This window comes from Promicromonospora sp. NPDC057488 (assembly GCF_042802395.1).
Classification (GTDB): Bacteria; Actinomycetota; Actinomycetes; order Actinomycetales; family Cellulomonadaceae; genus Promicromonospora.
This window is the reverse complement of sequence record NZ_JBHVEG010000336.1, coordinates 1-1,693: the sequence shown is the minus strand read 5'-3', so window position 1 is coordinate 1,693 and position 1,693 is coordinate 1. Positions and strand designations below refer to the sequence as shown.

Genomic DNA, 1,693 nt, shown 5'->3' with positions numbered 1-1,693 from the left:
GTCCGACGGACCCCAGGGCCCAGGCGGACCACAGGGCGCTGACGGCGCTGACGGCGCCGTCGGCCCACAGGGAGCGACGGGCGCCCAGGGCGCCGACGGAGCCCAAGGATCCACCGGTCCCCAGGGCGCCAACGGCGCCGACGGAACAGACGGCGCCGACGGCCCCGAAGGACCGGCCGGACCGCAGGGCGCGGAGGGTGCCCAGGGCGCGGACGGCGCGACCGGACCCCAGGGCGCTGACGGTGCCGACGGGACAGACGGGGCTGTCGGCCCACAGGGACCTGCCGGATCTCAGGGCGCACAGGGCGACGCCGGCGCGCAGGGAGCAACCGGCGCTCAAGGATCTAGCGGACCTCAGGGACCCGCTGGATCACAGGGCGCGGACGGCACCGACGGCGCTCAGGGCGCAACGGGCGCACAAGGACCCGCGGGTCCCCAGGGCATTGCCGGCACGGACGGAGCAGACGGGGCGCAAGGTCCCCAGGGCGCCGACGGCACGACCGGCCCGCAGGGCGCCGACGGGGCGGACGGAGCAGACGGCCCGCAGGGACCCGCCGGCCCCCAGGGTGCACAAGGCGGCACGGGCGCACAGGGCGCAGCGGGCAGCCAAGGGCCGGCCGGACCCCAAGGGCTCGCGGGACCGCAGGGCGCTACCGGTGCGCAGGGCGCGACCGGAGCCCAAGGAACTCCCGGTACGACCGGGCCCCAAGGCGCGACCGGCTCCCAGGGCACCCCCGGCGCACAGGGCGCAACCGGAGCCCAAGGAACCCCAGGAACAACGGGCCCGCAAGGCGCGACCGGCACCCAAGGGAACCAGGGAGCGGCGGGCCCGCAGGGCGCGACAGGTTCCCAGGGCAGCACCGGCGCCCAAGGCGCCAACGGCGCCATCGGCGCGCAAGGCCCCACCGGCCCCCAGGGCACGGCAGGCGCCCAGGGTCCCACCGGACCCCAGGGCCTCACCGGACCCCAGGGTCCGCAGGGCCCCGCCGGCCCGCAGGGTCCCCAGGGGGTGCAGGGTGCGACCGGCGCACAGGGCACGACCGGTGCGCAGGGCACAGCCGGCGCCCAGGGCGCGACCGGCACCGCGGGTGCCCAGGGAGCGACCGGGACGCAGGGGCCCGCGGGCCCACAGGGCGCCGTCGGACCCCAGGGGGCGGCCGGCCCGCAGGGCGCCGCAGGACCACAGGGTTCGCAGGGCGCCGCGGCTCCCGCGAACGGCGGGTACTTCTACACGACGTCGACGGCCGCGCAGAACGCGAACACCGTGATCCCCCTGACCACGGTGGGTACCACCTACGGCAGCGGCGTGGCCCTCAGCGGCGGCGGGATCACGCTGCCGGCGGGGACGTACGTCGTCACCTACTCCTGGTCGGCCGACGCGGTCGGCGACCTCCTGAACGCCTACACCGAGATCGTGTCGGCCTACCTCGTCCTGGGCGGCAACGAGGTCGCCGGCTCGCGGATCAGGTCGACGACGTCGACCCTGTCGAACCAGGACGGCTACGTCTCCAACACCATCACGATCTCGACCACGGGCGGCACGCTCCAGCTCTTCAACGGCAACCGGAACGTCACGCACGGGACGACGAACCTCGCCGGGTTCGTCGGCGCCGTCAACGTGCAGCAGGTCACCCGCTGAAGGAGCCCGCCCGTGTCAGACGTACGGGTCACCCGGGTGACCTGTACGTCTGCC

General features: G+C 76.0%; 1 protein-coding gene and 1 pseudogene. One reads left to right on the top strand and one right to left on the bottom strand.

The features are described 5' to 3' along the window. Positions 1-340 (bottom strand): annotated as a pseudogene (locus ACFU5G_RS29855) (hypothetical protein); the annotation flags it as partial. Positions 341-1,009: 669 nt separating this feature from the next. Between ACFU5G_RS29855 and ACFU5G_RS29850 the strand changes: the two are divergent. Next, a complete protein-coding gene (locus tag ACFU5G_RS29850; RefSeq protein WP_377252772.1) occupies positions 1,010-1,639 on the top strand; it encodes a hypothetical protein in 630 nt (209 codons plus the stop codon). Positions 1,640-1,693: the final 54 nt, after the last annotated feature.